Here is a 16,432-nt window from a genome sequence, read left to right on the forward strand (position 1 = left end):
CTATGAACCATTGCAGTGGGCGGGGCTATGAGGTCGGCGGAGGCTATCAGGCACAGCAGCGATCAGAGTCACGGAGCCATCGGCAAGTTTGACCCAACCAGTTGCTTCAACAATAGGATTGTGGGAAGTACGAGATGGGGCAAGGCACTGCTTTGTTGTCCTACTGTTTGTTCTGCAAAGCCTCGTCGATCGCGCCAGCCAGCCTCATCTTCGGTGGATTGATCTGGTGTTGGAGGCAACCCACCCTGCCCGGTGACGACGAAGGAATTGCCCCGATCGGCAGGACAGCCCTGCACAATCGATCGCGAGGAGTCTACTAAGCCGCTGGGCAATTCTATTGTCCCTCGACTGGGATCAGTGTCCAATGTAGTGATCTCGACAATCCCATTTACGCCAAATTGCGAACTAGCGGTGATGTCACTTCTGGGCGTAGACTGTGGGGCAAATTGGATGCCAAAAATGCCTTGGGTAGAAATATTGATGTTGCCACCGCGCCCCAGAAACGCATTGGCTCGAATATCATTATCTTCTGTCAATGCTGAAACAATAAACGGTGCATTAATCCGAATATTACCGCCATCGCCGCCTGCTTGCGCTGTACCTGCGGTAGTAGAAATCAAACTATTGTTGCGGAGTAAGAGCAATTCACTCACATTGAGTCGAATATTGCCGCCTGCGGTATTTCTGGTTTCTGCGGTCAATCGACTTCGATTGAGGATGCGAATCGTTTGGGCGGTAGCTTCCAGGTCGCCTGCAATTCCTGTTCCTTGGCTGTTCACTGTGATTCGAGCGCCATTCTGAACAAGCAACTCCCCGGTGTTGATGCGAATGGTTCCACCCTGCCCGATCGCTCTTCGGCTCACATTACTGAAAACAGCGCTGGGCAACTGTCCATCAGCACTCGTACCATCCACAGTAATGGCATCACGAGCATCGATTATCACATTGCCTGAATTGCCCTGTCCAAGGGTGCTGGCAATCAGTTGAGCGCCGTTGGTCAGGGATAAGGAACCAGTGCTGATGCGAATCTCCCCACCCTGCCCGATCGCCCCTTGGCTCACACGACTGAAAACGCTACTAGGAGGCAGCCCATGGGCACTCCTACCATCCACAGCAACGGTGTCACGAGCATCAATAATTATATTGCCCGCATTGCCCCGTCCTAATGTACTGGCAGCCAGTGCAGCGCCATTGGTCAGGAAAAGGGAACCGGTACTAATGTGAATCTCTCCACCCTGCCCGATCGCCAATGGTTGCTGCACGCTACTGAAGATACGACCATTATATAGGAAAATAGTATCACGGGCATCAATCATCACACTCCCTGCATCGCCCTGTCCTAAAGTACTGGCACTTAATTGAGCGCCATTGGTCAGAGAAAGGGAACCGGTGCTGATGCGAACTTCTCCACCTTGCCCGATCGCCTCTCGGCTTACATCATTGAAGATATCGCCGCCATTTAGAGAAATAGTTTCACGGACATTGATAAGAATGTTGCCAGCATTTCCTCGTCCAAAGGTAGATGCACTCAGAGAGGAGTTACTGCTTAAGGAAAATACTCCGGTGGTAATCGTAATACTCCCTACATTCCCGATCGCGTTCGCTGTCACCTGATTAACAATGCGGCTATCATTTGTCAGATTAACTGTGTCTGTTGCATTGACAAGAATGTTGCCAGCATTTCCTCGTCCAAAGGTAGATGCATTCAGAGAAGAGTTACTGCTTAAGGAAAATACTCCGGTGGTAATCGTAATACCCCCTACATTCCCGATCGCGTTCGATCCCACCTGATTGATAATGCGGCTGTTATTGGTCAGATTCACTGTGTCTGTTGCATTCACAATAATGTCTCCCGTCTGAGCACCAACCGAACCACTGCCTTGACTAATTCCTGTAAAGAGTCGGCTGTCATTCGCCAAGGTCAAGTTGCGGGTATGGACTGTAATACTGCCACCACTTCTAGATTGAACATCCACACGAGCGCTATTACTTAGGGAAACATCCGATCGCACTACCCCATCTGGGACACTCAACCCCAGATCATTTCCGGTTCCCGTAAGGGCGATCGTTCCCTGTCCAGAAACACCTGCTAACTCCACGCGGCTGCCGGGAGACACAATTCGACCACTCTCAAACCGCACATCACCGCCGACCAGCAAGAGACTTCGCTCTGCTGGCACTCTCAACCCAATGTTGTTCGCCGTGGAGCGGTTGACGATCGCCTGCGTCGCCAGTTGGTTAAACAAAAATGCATTCGGGTTAACATTCAATAATTGGTTGGGCAAGGGTTGATCAGGATTTGCAAAGAAGCGATCGCCATTTGCCAAGCCGATCGCATTCGCTGTAGTTCCGACGAACGATCCACCAATATTTAGCTGGGCATTTGTACCGAAAACAATGCCATTAGGATTCATTAAAAATACATTGGCAGCACCATTCGCCCGAATCAATCCATCAATGTTAGAAAGACTTGATCCCGTAACTCGACTCAGGATATAAGTAATATTTGCTGCATTGTTAAAATTCGCACTACCACCCGTCGGTACAGAGAAGCGATCGAAGCTATGCAACAATGTATTGCCCCGAACTGCCCCCCATTAATTTGAAAATTTGGATTGCCGGAGACTTGCGATCTCGAAGAGATATCTGTCACCACAGATCGCTCCCCATTAGGCAATGTATCATCACCAACCACTTGCGCTAGCCCCATACTGCCAACACTCAGCCAGCCAAAGACAATCCCCTCGATCGCAAGCCATAACCCTAACCGAAACCCATAGCGCCTCAAACCGGATTGTCTCTGACAACAATGCTGAGTCATCTCTCATTACCTCTCATTTGCACCAGGATACGCAGGCAACGGCTTTAATCCCTCATACAACGGGGCGAAGTCTGGGGGCATTCCACCTGGCCCAATATTTTCGGGTACTGGATTATTAACGGGTTTGATGCCATTCTTCAGATAAGCCACAATAGCCCAGGTATCCCGATCGGTCAAGCTGCGAAGATAGTCCCAGGGCATCGGTGGGCAAAGTGTTTTGCCTTCATTATCCTGCCCGTGACGCAGCGACGCAAAGACTTGCTGAGGAGTCCAACTACCAATTCCCGTTTCCTGGTCAGGGGTGAGATTGGAAGCATAAACCGTGGTGTTGGGGGCGATCGGAAATGCGCCCTCTGGACTGCCCAATCGGTATCCACTCAGCCACGACGGATCGTTGGGAGTTTTACCCGCACTGTGGCAGTCAGCGCAATGAGTCACACCAGTCACCAGATAGCGACCCCGCCGAACTAGGCTTGGGTTTGCCAGATTAGAAAGATTGTCTCGACCATAAGCACTAGTCATGCCCAAACATATCACACTGACTAGCACTACCAAAGAGAGAACTCCGGACAGGATGCGATGTTTGCTTTTCATTGAGCACCTCTGGAATAGAAAAAGTTACAAACACAGTGACTCTAGAAGACCGACAGAAAGGGCGTTTTACTAACGTCGATCGCTCCGAACTTTAATTTCATTCGTGCCAGGATAAGCAGGTAGCGACTGGGCCTCTTGAAATAGCGGTGAACAGTCTGGACGAGTTCCATCAGGAGCCGTGTTTGCAGGAACTTGATTTTTAACAGGCTTAATACCATTCTTCAAATAAGCGACGATCGCCCAATTGTCACGATCGCGCTGATTCCGAAAGTAGACCCAGGGCATGGGTGGGCAAATCGTATTGCCTTCATTATCTTTCCCGTGACTTAGAGAGTTAAAAACTTGCTGAGGAGTCCAACTACCAATGCCCGTCTCATCATCGGGAGTAATGTTGGATGGATAGATTTGAAACTGCCCCACTTGAAAGGGCAATCCTGGGGTTCCTGGTAAGTAGCCCGCAAGCCACGTCGGATCGTCAGGTGATCTGTTGCGACTATGACATCCAGCACAATTACCTGCTGCTACTACTAGATATCGGCCTCGTTGAATCAAACGCGGGTTACCAAGATTGTGTGAAAAGTCTTCGCTGCTGTAGGCACCCGTCACACCCAGCAACACTGCACCAACCAGAACTAACAAGAAGAGAAAACCGGATAAGATTCTAGATCTGCTTTTCATTGAGTACCTCTGGAATAGAAGCTGTTTTGATACCCGTAACTTGCCTCAGATATGTTTGATCTTCTTCGCTGGGTTAAAACTTGCACGACCCAAAATTAGGAATTGATGTACTACTCTAGGGCTTTGGATTGTACTCAGAAGGTGGTTTTATTGACTGATTGAATCGAGATTCTAATAATTTTACCCGATTTTCTAGTGCTATCATTTGCTGCTTAAGTTTTAAGGTGTTTGACCTGTTGAGTTGGGCAATGTAGATAGCTGTACCAGCCCGATTTGCCAACTTTTTAAATGTCCACAACTCATCCATTGAATATTGTCGTCCATCTTGCCGAGGCCCTAGCGCCAGCACTCCAATTAGCTCCGATTGCTCACCTCGTTGCAGCATCAATGGTACAAGTAGCGAAAAAGCACTACTCTCAGGCTGTCTGCTCACTTCCCCTTTGTGCATCTGATCGAGTGAACGATCGCTCCATTCAATCGACTGCACAGCTTCAGGTGATAGGTGCTGAACTTCTGCCAGTTGAAGCTGATCATTGGCATCTTTGATAAAGATCGCACCATGCAAAATATGCAGAATTTCGAGCGTGCGATGAATGAGAATCTGCAATAGATCCGAAAGGTCGATCGTGGCACGAGCTTCTGGCAAAAACTCAACAAAATCGCGGCTTAGATCTAGTTTATGCGGGTAGAAATGACGATTTACCCAGGTTTCCAGCCTTTGGCGAACTGGCCCAAAAATTAAACCAACTCCCAGTACCGCCAAACCCGCCACGAGTGGAATCGCACTCTCACCAATCACTTCTGCGAATGCCAACTCTAGTAGCTTTGCGATCGCAGTCCAAACCGCCGCTAGAACAGTGGTTAACAGCCCATAAACAACGGCGCGATTGATAATAAAGTCAATTTCCCACAGCCCATAGCGAAGGATCGAGACCGCGATCGCTAAGGGGGCAAGTAGCTGTGAAGCAATAAAAAATGGTTGATGGCCTATTTGTAGCATCCAGTCTGGCCCCTTCTCCAACGAGGGAAAGATGTACCAGGCAATATGAGTCACAAAATCTCCCAAAACTGCCGCAGTTAAGCCAAACACTACCCATTTAGTTTGCTGTTGTTGTACTGGGCTAGAGATGTGTGTGTAGCGGTAAATTTGAATCCCAATGCCAGTGGCAAACCAGAAGTTGAGTACTAGAAAAGGAAGTGCATGAGTCCATCGATAGGGATTGAGTGGTGGATAAAAGGGCCACATGACTGACCAAGCAATCAGCACGATCGCAAGAAGGCCCGTCCAGCGAGGGACAAATCGACCATCAGGAAAGATGTAGAGAAAAATCACAAATAGCGCAAAGCCGATCGCATGGACAAAGCACAAGATTGGATGGATAGAACCCTGCAACGTAACTAGAGCGTGCATCGGAGGTGGCACCGTGACTCCAAATAGCATCAGCGCGATCGCTGCAAAGAGTGTGACCCAGGTGGTCGATGGGTGGAGAGCAATAATGCTGCCAGTAATAGCAAACGTTAGCGCTAGTAGGGTCTCTGACGATAGAAAATACCAAACATAGAAGCTATCCGATAATCCCGCTTGGGCTAGGTATGGGTGATAGTAGGTCGCTGCCAGATGGCACAGTTGATCAAATCGACCGAAGACATTGGCAATGCCTGTAGCGCAGGTAACTAGTAGAATTACGAAAACGATCTGCCTGATTTTGGCAGGAATCGGAGCATGACCAGACAGAAGGGTAGCAGTAGCATTGACAGTCATGGTAGTTTCTAAGTCCTTGAGTCCAGTTGTCAGCCGTCCTAATCTATAAGGTTCAAAACTTTGTGGATTACGCCTCCTAGCGCCGCGCCCAAACCAATTGAAAGGACAGCGAATAAAGGCAATCCCAGCACTGTGTCCTCATACTCTAAGATTCTCGATACAAACAATAGCCATATCGCCGTTCCGAGAACTACGTTGAGAGAGGCTTGCAGGACTGGTGCCATAACGCTTTGCCGCAGAATAATCCACTGCGATAGCGTCATAACCACAGTAAAAATTACCACCATTCCCATAGAAGCGATCGCGCCATGTTGTCCATTTTGCAGCACATCCAATCGAAACAGAGTAATCGATAGAAGCCCTACGGCGATCGCACTGAGAATTGCTGTAATCAATCCTAATAGACTCATCCCAATCCAAACATAGCTGGTACGATCGCAGTGATGACAAGTCAACTTTGCCTGAGTCATTGCAAGTGCGAAACAAAATAGCAGGGCTGAAATTGGAACAAAACTTCCCATCATTGCCCTAAGTAATTTGGGAGAACAGAAATCGCGGCCAAACCGAAAAATGGAACAAGGTTGGACGAAATCAGGTTGACCATTTTGTAATCCAGCTTTCGGGTTGTTGGATGGCTTCTACAGTGGATTTAGCTGCTGGTTAGACACAAGAAGACAAAAGAGGTTGAGCTTAAATCTTGCACCTCTCGCAACCACCGCCGAGAACTGAAGTTCCTGGCTCATAGCCTAAACCCATTGAAATAGGTTAAAACGCTTGCCCAGTAATCTTCAGCGGACTTTAGCTATTAGCCCGAAATTGATTTCAGGGCGGGTGGTCGGGCACTTGTTGAGACTGGTGCATGAGTGAGCCGTAAGACTCATCTGGCTGAAAACTGAAGGCTAGAGACGACTTGCTGAAAGACAGGGCGATAGGTAGCATTGCGCTCAGGCAAACCGTCTTTGGCCAATCTGATCACCATGACATCTGAACTAGTGGGCATTGCCAGCACCACATTCTCATAGTCGTAGAGTCCAGTTGACTGGAACGCGATCGCAGTCTGTCCTGCTACTTTTAAGGGCGTAAAGCGAGCAGGCGACGCAAATTGATTGCTTCGCCACACCCAATCTAATAATGGCAACCGTTGTGGATTTTCCTGCAAGGCGACACTAACATTGGGCGGCAATTCGGTAGGCGTGACGATCGATTTGATTCCGTCATAATCACGCTGAGTCCATAGATCAACCCATTCAAGGGAACGATCGTCTCCTTTCCCTGAAGATGATTTAGACTCCACCACAAAGCCAGCAGGATAGTCAAACTGGAATCCAGAGCGACGGCTTGTATAGCGATTAGGCTGACCAGCGTCACTGCTATAGGCTTGCCGGGTTCGACGGTTGAACAAGCAGAGGGATTGCCCCATTTGATTGTTCATGTGGGGTTGAGGATAGTTGCCTCGCACCATCAGCGCATCGTAGCCGACATCATCCCCAAAGGTGACAATACTGCCAACAGGTTGAGGGTTTCGCAATCGGCTCACTTGCAGACATCGATTCATCACTTCTTGCTGATGTTGTTTGGCTGCATCTGGAGAGGATGCTCTGGCTTCCGTATCAATTAGCAATGTTTTAAGTGCGGCTGACATACCAATTACACCAGCGGTTAATGTGATGATCACTACTATTTTTGATGCGATCGCTTTCATAAGGTGTTCTCCTGAGATAGAAATGTTTGACTAGTTGCGATCAAGGGTGTTTCTAGCACAATCAAGAACGGCACAATCTCACTTTAGCAATGAATCACGATCGCACTTCTGTTGTTTAAACGCGCTCCCAGACCAACTCGAAGCACTGCTCAATGCTATCACTCATGATGGGTGGCGTTCTCAGCGCTACTTGATTCTCAGTCAAGATGAAGGTGCGAATCAACGTCGTCCCAACTCGATTGGGAATCGATGCAATTTCAACCTGGTGAATGACTGTGTTGCCGTTCAGTGTGTAAGTTCCCGCATAAGCATTGAATGTTGTAAAGGCTTGAGCAAGTTCCTCAACGGGTATAGATTGAATCTCTCGGCTCAAGGGCGATCGTATCTCTCGGCTCAAGGGTAAGCGATCGCTTCTGGAAAACATCACCATCATGCGACCATCCGATGTGTAGGTAATGTAGCCAGTTGGATTCAATCCATACACGGCTGGAATTTTAGTTCCATCAGAATGAATAGCAGTGGCAGAAACTAACTTCCACGTTCCAACTAGTGGATTATTGGGCATCAATTGCGTAGGCATAATGTTCGGCTGTTGCTTTGTGGCTTTCCGCCAGAGTAGCGGGTTTCAACACAAAGTCAAACTCGGTCATGTAGAACGGACTACTTGGATGGGCCTTTTCGTCCAGTGCTTCGTGCTTTTGAAGTTGAACAATTGCCGATCGCACCGCAAAAGTAGTATCAGAATCAAGATGGGGATCACCCGCAATAAAAGCCTGTGTGGTCAACGACGTATAATTCAGGGCACTAACTTTGAAATGGATGTGAGCCGCCCGCCAGGTATGCCGTCCTAGCGATCGCAGCAATTCTCCAGAGGGGCCACTAGCTGGCACGTTGTAACCCATCGGCACTACAGTTTCAAACCCATACTTGCCACTAGCATCTGTGGTGAAACGCCCCCGAAAGTTTCCCTGGGGTTGAGATAGATCCTGAATGTCATACAGTCCTTTAGAATTGGGCTGCCAAACATCAAGTAGCGCATTCGCGATCGGCTCACCGTTCAAGTCCAACACCCGACCTGACAGAAGAAGTATGCTACCTTCTGGATCAATGCCTAAGCGATCGCCCATCCGTCGTTCTGGTGCATTTGGTACATACAACGGGCCTTCTAGATTGCTTTCTGTGCCACGATGGGCATCATGCAATAACTCTACTAACTCTGAAAGCCCTAGTAGATCCGTCAACATATAGATTTCTCCCGTTGGAATCTCTTGCGTATGGTGACTTGCCTGATTAGTAAAATTGCGTCCCTGCTGCAATTCTGGTTCAGTGAGATTTACCTCCCGCGCAAAATCATGTAGATGTTGAACCAGACTGGTATAAATTTCATACAGGCGCGGATGAGATTGACCGCGATCGCCATGCTCAATCACAGCTTGCGTGATGGTATCGAGTGTAATGTTCATCTTAAACTCCTGTTTAGACTGCCAAACTTTCAGCTAGCTCGACTGCTGCCGTCCCGCCAGAGCTTTCATACAGCTTTTCGCGCACGGGTAGCGTTGCAATGCCATCCTCAGCGAGTTGACGTTGATAGGTTCGCATCGCCGCGATCGTTTGCAGTCCGTAAAAGGGCTGATCCATGGGAAACCTGGGATCAACCAGGGCCCTCAACTCACTGTGCAGGATTCGCATCACCTGTTCTAGCTTTGCCTTTGTCTCTGAACCCGCAGTTCCATCTACTCCCAGCTTGTATTCTGTCTGAAACTTGCGGATGGCATGTTGAGTCGTAGGGTCGGTCAGGGGACTGTTGTCCTCGGTGTAGGGAAAGCTGGGGTTGGTACGATCGTCACTAAAAACGCGGCTTCTAAATCCCAGACCATTGAGAATACTACGAATTTCAGCGTTGGTGTAGTTAATAGCCATGATGAAAAAGCTCCTGGGGTGTTGATGCAACTGACTCTCTTAGTTTGGAATATTTGTTGACAATAGACCAGACAAGTTAAGCCTGCAAAGCACTAACTTAAGCTCACGGCTCGATTGTTCAGGACTTCATAGGTAATCATCAATGCTCTGTCAGTTGGTACAAAGCTAAGTTACCTCAAACTCGGTTGGAACTGGATTCGACTGGCTATCACCCAACAATGGGAGATCTCTGTTTATCGCTTTCTATCGGGCTTACCTGACTCCTGCTTTTGCCTTCAAGCGACACGCAACGACTCCTTGAAGCGTGAGTTCACTGTCCTCTCTTGCATTCCAGCTTCCTAGTTTTGTCAGTCAAGCAGGGGAATTGGGTCAGTTGCCCAGCAGTGATGCCCTCATGCGTCTCTCTGCTCTCCGGCTGTGATTTTCCCCTTTCGATCTGGCTTGCTCACACTCTCTATCACTGACAACGCTGAGTTCAGTGATTCGAGACGTTTAGACTTACCTCTAGGATTCGCAAAGTCAGAGAGAACAGGGAGTGGATTGAGCGATCGTCTCTCACACGACAACTCCATGACTTGTGCCAATAGTAAGCCGAGTCTTCCTGCACTTTGATATAGCCCCGTCGCCGCAGTCCATGAGAAAACATCAACGCTACACTCTGGCGCGTTCTGGGTAGCACTGCGTCATCCAATGACCCGAACAGCACTTCAATCATTTTGCCTGTCGTGAAGGTTTGGTCGGGAGAGGTTCTGCTTTTGTAGCTGACTTCCTTCTGCCGGAGGGTTTCGCGGCGGGGTTCTCGGAAGTCTTTACCGCTGCTTTTCTGCCTCGCTGACTTGTTTGTTTTTGTGTGTTAGCCCCTTGTGTTGGGCAATTCTAGTTGGCGAGTAGTTGCACCACGTCAAACCACTCACCCTTAAAAAGCATAGACGCAAAGCCAAAAGTATCTTCCGCTATGGCTTAGATTGTCTCCGCAATACCGTGTTCAACTTAGAGCAAAAAATGAGTGAGTTTCTGCAAGTACTACAATTTTTGTCCTGTACTTAGGGTATTGATTTACGATGAACTTGCTTTGCGCTATGGAGTTGAGCACTCACTTGAGGAGTCACCTGCTTCTTGACTTGCTGCGTTGGCTTTTCTCCTAAGCGACTTGACTCTAGAGGCATTCTTTCAGGTGCGGCGATCGCACTTGGAGCAAGAGTCATCGTTCGGTTAGGGTGCGGTTCTTCTGAGGATGACTGTTTATATTCAGGTGCCAAGGAGTTTTGCACTGATAGGGCTGCCCAAGTAGATACACCTCCGGCTGCAAACCCTCCGGCAACTAGCATAGAAGCCATCCCTGCATTAGCCACGAGATTTCCGCCGGAGCAAGGCTGCAATGGGAATGCTTGAGGCAGGGGTGTAGCTCTAGTTGGAGTATCAAGGCGGCCCCCTCTTATAAAAGGAAGTTGGAGAAGCTCGATCGCTTTCCAGTGACTGCCGATTTGATGGCTAGTTTGATGGTCGGTCAAATCATCTAGTTGACCTTCAAACGGATTCCTAATCCGCTTCCTTAACGGGTCGCGCTTTTGCTCAGAACAATCGGCTGTTTGTTTGTCTGCAAAGCCAAAATCTCCAGGTCGAGCAACATTGGCTTGTTGATTTTGTTGGGTTTGATTTTGTTGAGTTTGATGGTGAGTGAGAACTTCATCAATGAATTTCAGCTTGTCTAAAGTCGGGCTAGTTTGTAGTCCCTTAGATGGATAGCTAGAACTTGGAGTATCGATGATCGCATGGCTCACTCTAAATTCTAGTAGCCTGACTTGAATAATCAGCAGATATTTTTTGGATACTAGATGAAAGTAGGCTGCTACACTGTCGCTGTATGCGATCGCAGCAACTTCAGCTCCGGTAAAGTGATCGTTTTCGATTTGCTTGAGAATCTGTGCAGCACTGTAAGCTTCCGTCAAAGCCCTTTCGGAGGTGTTTAATACCCAATGTTTGCTCTGTTGTAGGTAATGTCCGACTCCAATGCTAGTTTGAAAGCACTTTTCTTTGAGAGATTTAGGTGCCTGCCCGGACTTGTGACCGTGACCCAACGCCTCTCCGGAGGTTTCTGAGACCCAGCGATTTCCTACATGAATATATTTCTCAGCTTTGGTCAGGATCAGTACCTGACTACGAACACGATTTTTAATTTCGGACAGAATAGAATTCATGACAAAGCACCTTGTCTGAGGGTACAGATTTTTGAAACAGGGCCTTCGTATAACTAACGCTACGAGGGAGGTCTGAAAATTTGCTTTAGGGCGATGGAGTTGATGAGAAACTTAAGTTTTTTCGGGATACTGCCACTTAGATTTTTTGTGGATAACGCCGTAGTGAAGCCCTCGAACTGTTGAAACAATTTCCTCATAAGGCGTACTTTTGGGAAGATATTCTGAGGCTCCAGCTTCTAGCGATCGCCAGATAAATTCTGTTTCCTCAGAGCAGGTTAATACGAGAATCTCAATCCAGGAATAGAGTCGATGAATTTCGCGAACGGCGAGGATTCCTTCACCGTCAGGCATACAACTATCTATAACAACCACATCGGGCAATAGCCGCATTGCTAATTCAAGCGTTTCTTCACTGTTTCTAGCTTGACCAACAACTTTGAGATCTTCCTGAGTCAAGGCATCGACGAGTAATTGCCTGCCAACAGTATGAGCATCTGCAATTAGAAGACGAATCTGGGGGAAAGAACCCCGCAAAAACTGTGTGACTTGTGGTTGCTGGAGTGTCTTCATCTTGCGGCCTCTAAGATTGCAATGTTATTTCAAACGTGTCTCGATCGCTGGCAGGGAGTGACCGACATGAGGAGCATTGTTAAACAATGTAGATGCTTATTAATTAAGGTAAGCGAGGAGTCGTGACAAATCAGGGACGCGATCGTAGTGGTTTTGTACAGCAGTCTCTGTGTCATCAGTTCTCAAACCACCGCACTTTAGTAGAAGTTAGCAACAGACTTCGTTGCAGTTTCAAGCTTCTTAACGGATGAAAAATTGACAGGTAAAATGTTTCTTTTGGGTAGCCCAAAGCGGTCTGGAAGCTCTAAGCGATATCCTCGCCCATGAATTGTTCTAAGATAAAACGGATTGAAGCGATCGGGTTCTAGTTTGGCTCGAATGTTTCTAACGTGAACCCGAATTGTTTCGATGTCATCATCCGGGCCATATCCCCAAACTTGCTTGAGAATCTCATGAGACGAGACTGCCTGATTAGGACGTTGGAGTAGACAGTGGATGATACCAAGCTCGATCGGAGTGATTTTAATCGTTTGTCCAAACCAAATGGCTTCCATCTGAGAAGGAACTAGCGTCAGAGGGCCATAGCTGAGAATTTCAGTCGATTTGGCTGCTTTGGGGCGCTTCTTTGCCCGCCGCAAAATCGCTTGAACCCTGACCAGCATCTCTTCTGAGGCAAAAGGTTTAATCAGGTAGTCGTCAGCCCCTGCATCAAATGCCTTAACTTTGTCTTGAGTTTGCGACAAAGCTGTTAGGACTAGAATTGGAATATTCGCGGTGCGATCGTCCTGTCGCAAGCGCCGACAAACCGTAAATCCATCTACTTTGGGAAGTTGGATATCCAGCATGATCAGATCTGGCAAAAGCTGTTGAGCTAAAATTTGCCCCTTGATTCCTTCACTGGCATAGCTTACCTGGTATCCAATTGTTTCCAGTTCTACAGAAAGTAGTTCTGAGAAGGTAAAATCATTGTCGATAATCAGAATTTGAGACATTGTTCACTCTCGGCAAGATTGCTTTACTGCTCAAGTTGTTCGCCTAGCAATAGCTCAGTCAGTGGAGAACTATCTGTGGCTATTCTTGAAGCTTTCTCTAGTGGCGAATCAGGCTTAGTAGAAGGTGCTTTGGAATCAGGGGAGATCGGGTCTATGATAGGAGCAGCCTCGATCGTTAGCTCTGAAGAGGGAACTGGGCTTTCAGTCTTTGCTGAGTCAGAGAAGGGATTTGTAAATTCAGTGATGCTACACCCAGACAACATTAAAAGCATCGATAACAAGAACGGAAATAACCACTTAAAGGCATTGACTTGCCCATCCATGACACTCATTTTATAACTCTCCTAAATTCTTACTAGACGTTTGAAAATGGCGAAAGATTAGATAGATGGGCATTGCTGAATGCAACTATGAATTGCCCTCCTCACGCAGTGGGGCACAGCCCTCGCCAACCTTTCTTCCCAGGGAAAAGGGAGCCAGAGTTTTTGTTCACTCGCTCTTTGGGAAAGGGTTAGGGTGAGGGCAAATCTGGCATTTCATATGGCAATTCAGCAATGCCGATAGATGCAATATTTTCGAGATCCGAAGGCCACAGAGAAACGAAGCCTAGTAGGATCAAGCTTGAAAAACAGCTATGCACAAAGCTCGTATTCTCGCCTGTAGTTGCCTTACTCAAGGTTAATCAGGCAAAGGTGACAAACTGGGGATAAACAAGTGTCATCTCTAATAAGCTGAAAAGTCTTGCTAAAACGGTATGGTGGACAACTCAAGACCTTAAGCAAGCATGAACTGAATACTCAATCTCTACTGCTTATTGCGATCGCTACGCCACTGAGCGATCGCGGTCTTTGCCTCCTGATAGGCTGGAGTATCTTGTGGCACAAAACCCGCCGTTTGAATGGCTTCCGCAAATTCGCCCTGAACAGCGTGAGCGCGGGCAAGACTCAGGATAGACTGGCTCCATTCCCTGGTCAATGTCTGAGCTTCCTTATAGAAAGGTTGATCAGGTTGAATGCTGCGAATGGTGGCGATCGCCTGGCTATACGAAGGTGCTTGAAATCGTTGGATGGAGAGTTTTGCTTGCTCCAGGATGGCTTGATTGGCTTTGGCTTTTTGCCACTGAGAAATGGACTCTTGGGCGGCTGGGTAGAGGCTTTTTTGGTTCGAGGAAATGAGTTGAGCCGCAGAGATTGCCTTGTTGTAATTACCTTGATTAGCCCGTCCTTGAGCCAAATCCAAAATTACCTGACTCCAGCGTTCAATGTCCTTCTGAGCTTGATCATAGAGAGGATCTCCGGGACGAACGATACGGGCCTTAGCGATCGCGTGACTAAAGTTGGATGCCTGATTCACATGATCGGAGCCGCCGACTTGATTAATCAATGCTCTTGCTTCATTAAGTAACCCCTGGCTGACCTGCTGGCGCAACTGGTTACACTCATCACTGCGCTGATTCTCAGGAATCTGATCGAGGGTATTCAACGCTTTCTCATACTGTCGCGCTTGCAATTCTTTACGGGCACGTTCTAAGGCTGCGATCGTTTCAGACGAAGGTTGTGATTGTGGAGGTAGCTGTGCTTTAGACTGATCATCTTGCTTAGTCTGATCCGTCTTAGTATCGGAATTGGCATCAGATTTAGCTGCATCAGGTGACTTTTCTGCCTCGTCTGTTTTATCAGATGATCCTTTCTTAGCTTTCTCAGAAGGTGAGTACTGATTAGAACGCAAAAAGCTAGATTGGGGTAGCCTTAAGGAGAGAAAACTGATTCTCCCTCCGTAATGATTTAAGAGAGTTGCACCAATTAGCGCAATCATTCCTCCCAACACCGAACCCTGCCAGAGTTTGTCCATCCAAAGATTTGTTTGGGGTAGCTGATCTGAAAGCTCTGTAGAAGGAAGTTGTGTAACGGGAAGCTCTGTAGGGGGAAGTTGTTTACTTTGTCGGTTAGTGCCGCTTGTATCTGACAAGAGGTGTTGATGCAGTTGAATATTGGGCACGATCTCTACTGAATTTTGCCCCAGATGCATGTTGTTGATACTTAGTTCCGGTATTCGACTGCCGAGATACTGAATTAGTTGACCCAGCGTTAGGCAATTGTGACGGCACATCCCTTCTAGCAATGCAACACTCAGCCCTCGATTTGCTACTGACATTAATCGAGTGGGTGAATAAGACAAAATAGTAGTAATTCCGCATTTATTTGATAACGCGACTGTTTGAACACCCAGACGATCGTTTGTCCAGTTGCCCTGGCTTCGGTGCATTTCTAGTACTAGCACAATATTGCCCGTTGCTGCCGATTGAAGATCCGCAAATAAGGACTCTACAAGAATTCCAGTTGAAGGAATTTGATCTAGATTGCCATCGATCGGTAAGAGGTAATCTTTTCCTTCAAACTGTATTCCATAGCCACTGAAGAAGCACCACAGGAAGTCGTCAGATTGCACTTGTTGGCAGAATCGGGCGATCCGGTTGCGAATATTTTTCTGACTTGGATAGATTGCCTTGACATCAGGTGTGGAAGAAACATCTGCTAGTAACACGCAGTGATCTGAAGCAAATTTCGCCTCGTTAACCCAAAAATCTAGCAACGCTACGACATCCGAATTAGTGTTTGGCAGCGGTTGAAAATGCTGATACTGATTAATGCCAATCGCGATCGCCCAGTAGTTTGTCATCTCAAATACTCCCAATTGTTTCAGCGATTTCAATCTTTTTGCCCTGGCAAAAGAGAAGGAGTGAAAGCGTTCAGGATTCGGTTGATGTCTAGCAGAAAAATGGTCGTTGTGGCTTCTTCAGGAGAGATGACCGCAGCATGACTGGCGATCGCTAGCAGCCCTGACTGCTGGTTAGACAGCGGCAACCGCTGCATCCTCTCTCGCGGGAACTCGACCAAACTGGGTGGCTCACCCACGGGAATTGCATTGAATTCTTTTGAAGAATTTTGCGTAATCAATAAAAAAGGTCGGGATAACTGACCCGAATTTTCTAGCCCTAACTGCTGATGCAAATCTAAAACCCGAATCGTGTGCTGACCAAGCTGGACTAGCCCCATTTTGCTGAGTTCATGATTGGTGCTGAAGGGATACTTCACCACCTGAAGAACTTCTGCGATCGGCAGCGCCAAGCAATAATCTGCAACTGTAAACGCAATAAACTTTTCTGCTTTTAATCCATCTTGCATCGTTTCCACC

At 47.6% G+C, this 16,432-nt stretch carries 15 protein-coding genes and 1 pseudogene; 2 read left to right on the plus strand and 14 right to left on the minus strand.

Annotated elements, in window-relative coordinates:
- Positions 1 to 68: 68 nt before the first annotated feature.
- The 9 genes from ACKFKH_RS08425 to ACKFKH_RS08465 all read right to left on the minus strand — a co-directional run bounded on the left by ACKFKH_RS08425 (position 69) and on the right by ACKFKH_RS08465 (position 9,477).
- Entirely contained in the window at positions 69 to 2,573 is a 2,505-nt protein-coding gene (locus ACKFKH_RS08425) for a two-partner secretion domain-containing protein (RefSeq protein WP_446857816.1), read from the minus strand.
- Positions 2,574 to 2,827: 254 nt separating this feature from the next.
- Positions 2,828 to 3,415 carry a c-type cytochrome gene (locus ACKFKH_RS08430; RefSeq protein WP_446857817.1) on the minus strand — a complete coding sequence of 196 codons (588 nt, stop codon included), beginning with the start codon at positions 3,413 to 3,415 and terminating at the stop codon, positions 2,828 to 2,830.
- A gap of 69 nt (positions 3,416 to 3,484) precedes the next feature.
- Entirely contained in the window at positions 3,485 to 4,093 is a 609-nt protein-coding gene (locus ACKFKH_RS08435; protein ID WP_446857818.1) for a c-type cytochrome, read from the minus strand.
- 115 nt (positions 4,094 to 4,208) lie between these two features.
- Positions 4,209 to 5,855 carry a GAF domain-containing protein gene (locus tag ACKFKH_RS08440; protein WP_446857819.1) on the minus strand — a complete coding sequence of 549 codons (1,647 nt, stop codon included), beginning with the start codon at positions 5,853 to 5,855 and terminating at the stop codon, positions 4,209 to 4,211.
- A 38-nt stretch (positions 5,856 to 5,893) separates the two neighbouring features.
- Positions 5,894 to 6,325: a hypothetical protein gene (locus tag ACKFKH_RS08445; RefSeq protein ID WP_446857820.1), complete on the minus strand. Its 432-nt coding sequence runs from the start codon at positions 6,323 to 6,325 to the stop codon at positions 5,894 to 5,896.
- A gap of 407 nt (positions 6,326 to 6,732) precedes the next feature.
- On the minus strand, positions 6,733 to 7,557 hold the full coding sequence (locus tag ACKFKH_RS08450) for a hypothetical protein (RefSeq protein ID WP_446857821.1): 825 nt from the start codon (positions 7,555 to 7,557) through the stop codon (positions 6,733 to 6,735).
- 115 nt (positions 7,558 to 7,672) lie between these two features.
- Positions 7,673 to 8,137 (minus strand): lipocalin-like domain-containing protein, encoded by a 465-nt coding sequence (locus ACKFKH_RS08455; RefSeq protein ID WP_446857822.1) that lies wholly within the window; start codon positions 8,135 to 8,137, stop codon positions 7,673 to 7,675.
- The gene (locus ACKFKH_RS08460; protein WP_446857823.1) at positions 8,112 to 9,020 is read right to left on the minus strand and encodes a dioxygenase family protein; all 909 of its coding nucleotides are present in this window, start codon (positions 9,018 to 9,020) and stop codon (positions 8,112 to 8,114) included. Before ACKFKH_RS08460 ends, ACKFKH_RS08455 begins: the two co-directional genes overlap by 26 nt.
- Positions 9,021 to 9,033: 13 nt before the next feature.
- Positions 9,034 to 9,477: a peptidoglycan-binding domain-containing protein gene (locus tag ACKFKH_RS08465; RefSeq protein ID WP_446857824.1), complete on the minus strand. Its 444-nt coding sequence runs from the start codon at positions 9,475 to 9,477 to the stop codon at positions 9,034 to 9,036.
- An 861-nt stretch (positions 9,478 to 10,338) separates the two neighbouring features.
- Here ACKFKH_RS08465 and ACKFKH_RS08470 point away from each other — a divergent pair.
- Positions 10,339 to 10,524 (plus strand): annotated as a pseudogene (locus ACKFKH_RS08470) (IS4 family transposase); the annotation flags it as partial.
- On the opposite strand, the gene ACKFKH_RS08475 reads toward ACKFKH_RS08470, so the two are convergent.
- The 3 genes from ACKFKH_RS08475 to ACKFKH_RS08485 form a co-directional block, all read right to left on the minus strand.
- Positions 10,521 to 11,675 (minus strand): hypothetical protein, encoded by a 1,155-nt coding sequence (locus ACKFKH_RS08475; RefSeq protein ID WP_446857825.1) that lies wholly within the window; start codon positions 11,673 to 11,675, stop codon positions 10,521 to 10,523. The pseudogene ACKFKH_RS08470 and the gene ACKFKH_RS08475 overlap by 4 nt on opposite strands.
- Positions 11,676 to 11,786: 111 nt before the next feature.
- A complete protein-coding gene (locus tag ACKFKH_RS08480; RefSeq protein WP_446857826.1) occupies positions 11,787 to 12,245 on the minus strand; it encodes a response regulator in 459 nt (152 codons plus the stop codon).
- Between the two features lie 197 nt (positions 12,246 to 12,442).
- On the minus strand, positions 12,443 to 13,237 hold the full coding sequence (locus ACKFKH_RS08485) for a response regulator transcription factor (protein ID WP_446857827.1): 795 nt from the start codon (positions 13,235 to 13,237) through the stop codon (positions 12,443 to 12,445).
- Positions 13,238 to 13,312: 75 nt separating this feature from the next.
- On the opposite strand from ACKFKH_RS08485, the gene ACKFKH_RS08490 reads away from it, so the two are divergent.
- Positions 13,313 to 13,576, plus strand: a complete 264-nt coding sequence (locus ACKFKH_RS08490; RefSeq protein ID WP_446857828.1) for a hypothetical protein — start codon at positions 13,313 to 13,315, stop codon at positions 13,574 to 13,576.
- Positions 13,577 to 14,041: 465 nt separating this feature from the next.
- On the opposite strand, the gene ACKFKH_RS08495 is transcribed toward ACKFKH_RS08490, so the two are convergent.
- Together ACKFKH_RS08495 and ACKFKH_RS08500 are read right to left on the minus strand one after the other, a co-directional pair.
- On the minus strand, positions 14,042 to 15,916 hold the full coding sequence (locus ACKFKH_RS08495) for a hypothetical protein (RefSeq protein ID WP_446857829.1): 1,875 nt from the start codon (positions 15,914 to 15,916) through the stop codon (positions 14,042 to 14,044).
- 29 nt (positions 15,917 to 15,945) lie between these two features.
- Positions 15,946 to 16,422, minus strand: coding sequence for a chemotaxis protein CheW (locus ACKFKH_RS08500; protein WP_446857830.1), 477 nt, complete (start codon positions 16,420 to 16,422; stop codon positions 15,946 to 15,948).
- Positions 16,423 to 16,432: the final 10 nt, after the last annotated feature.

Source organism: Phormidesmis sp. 146-20, from assembly GCF_052939475.1.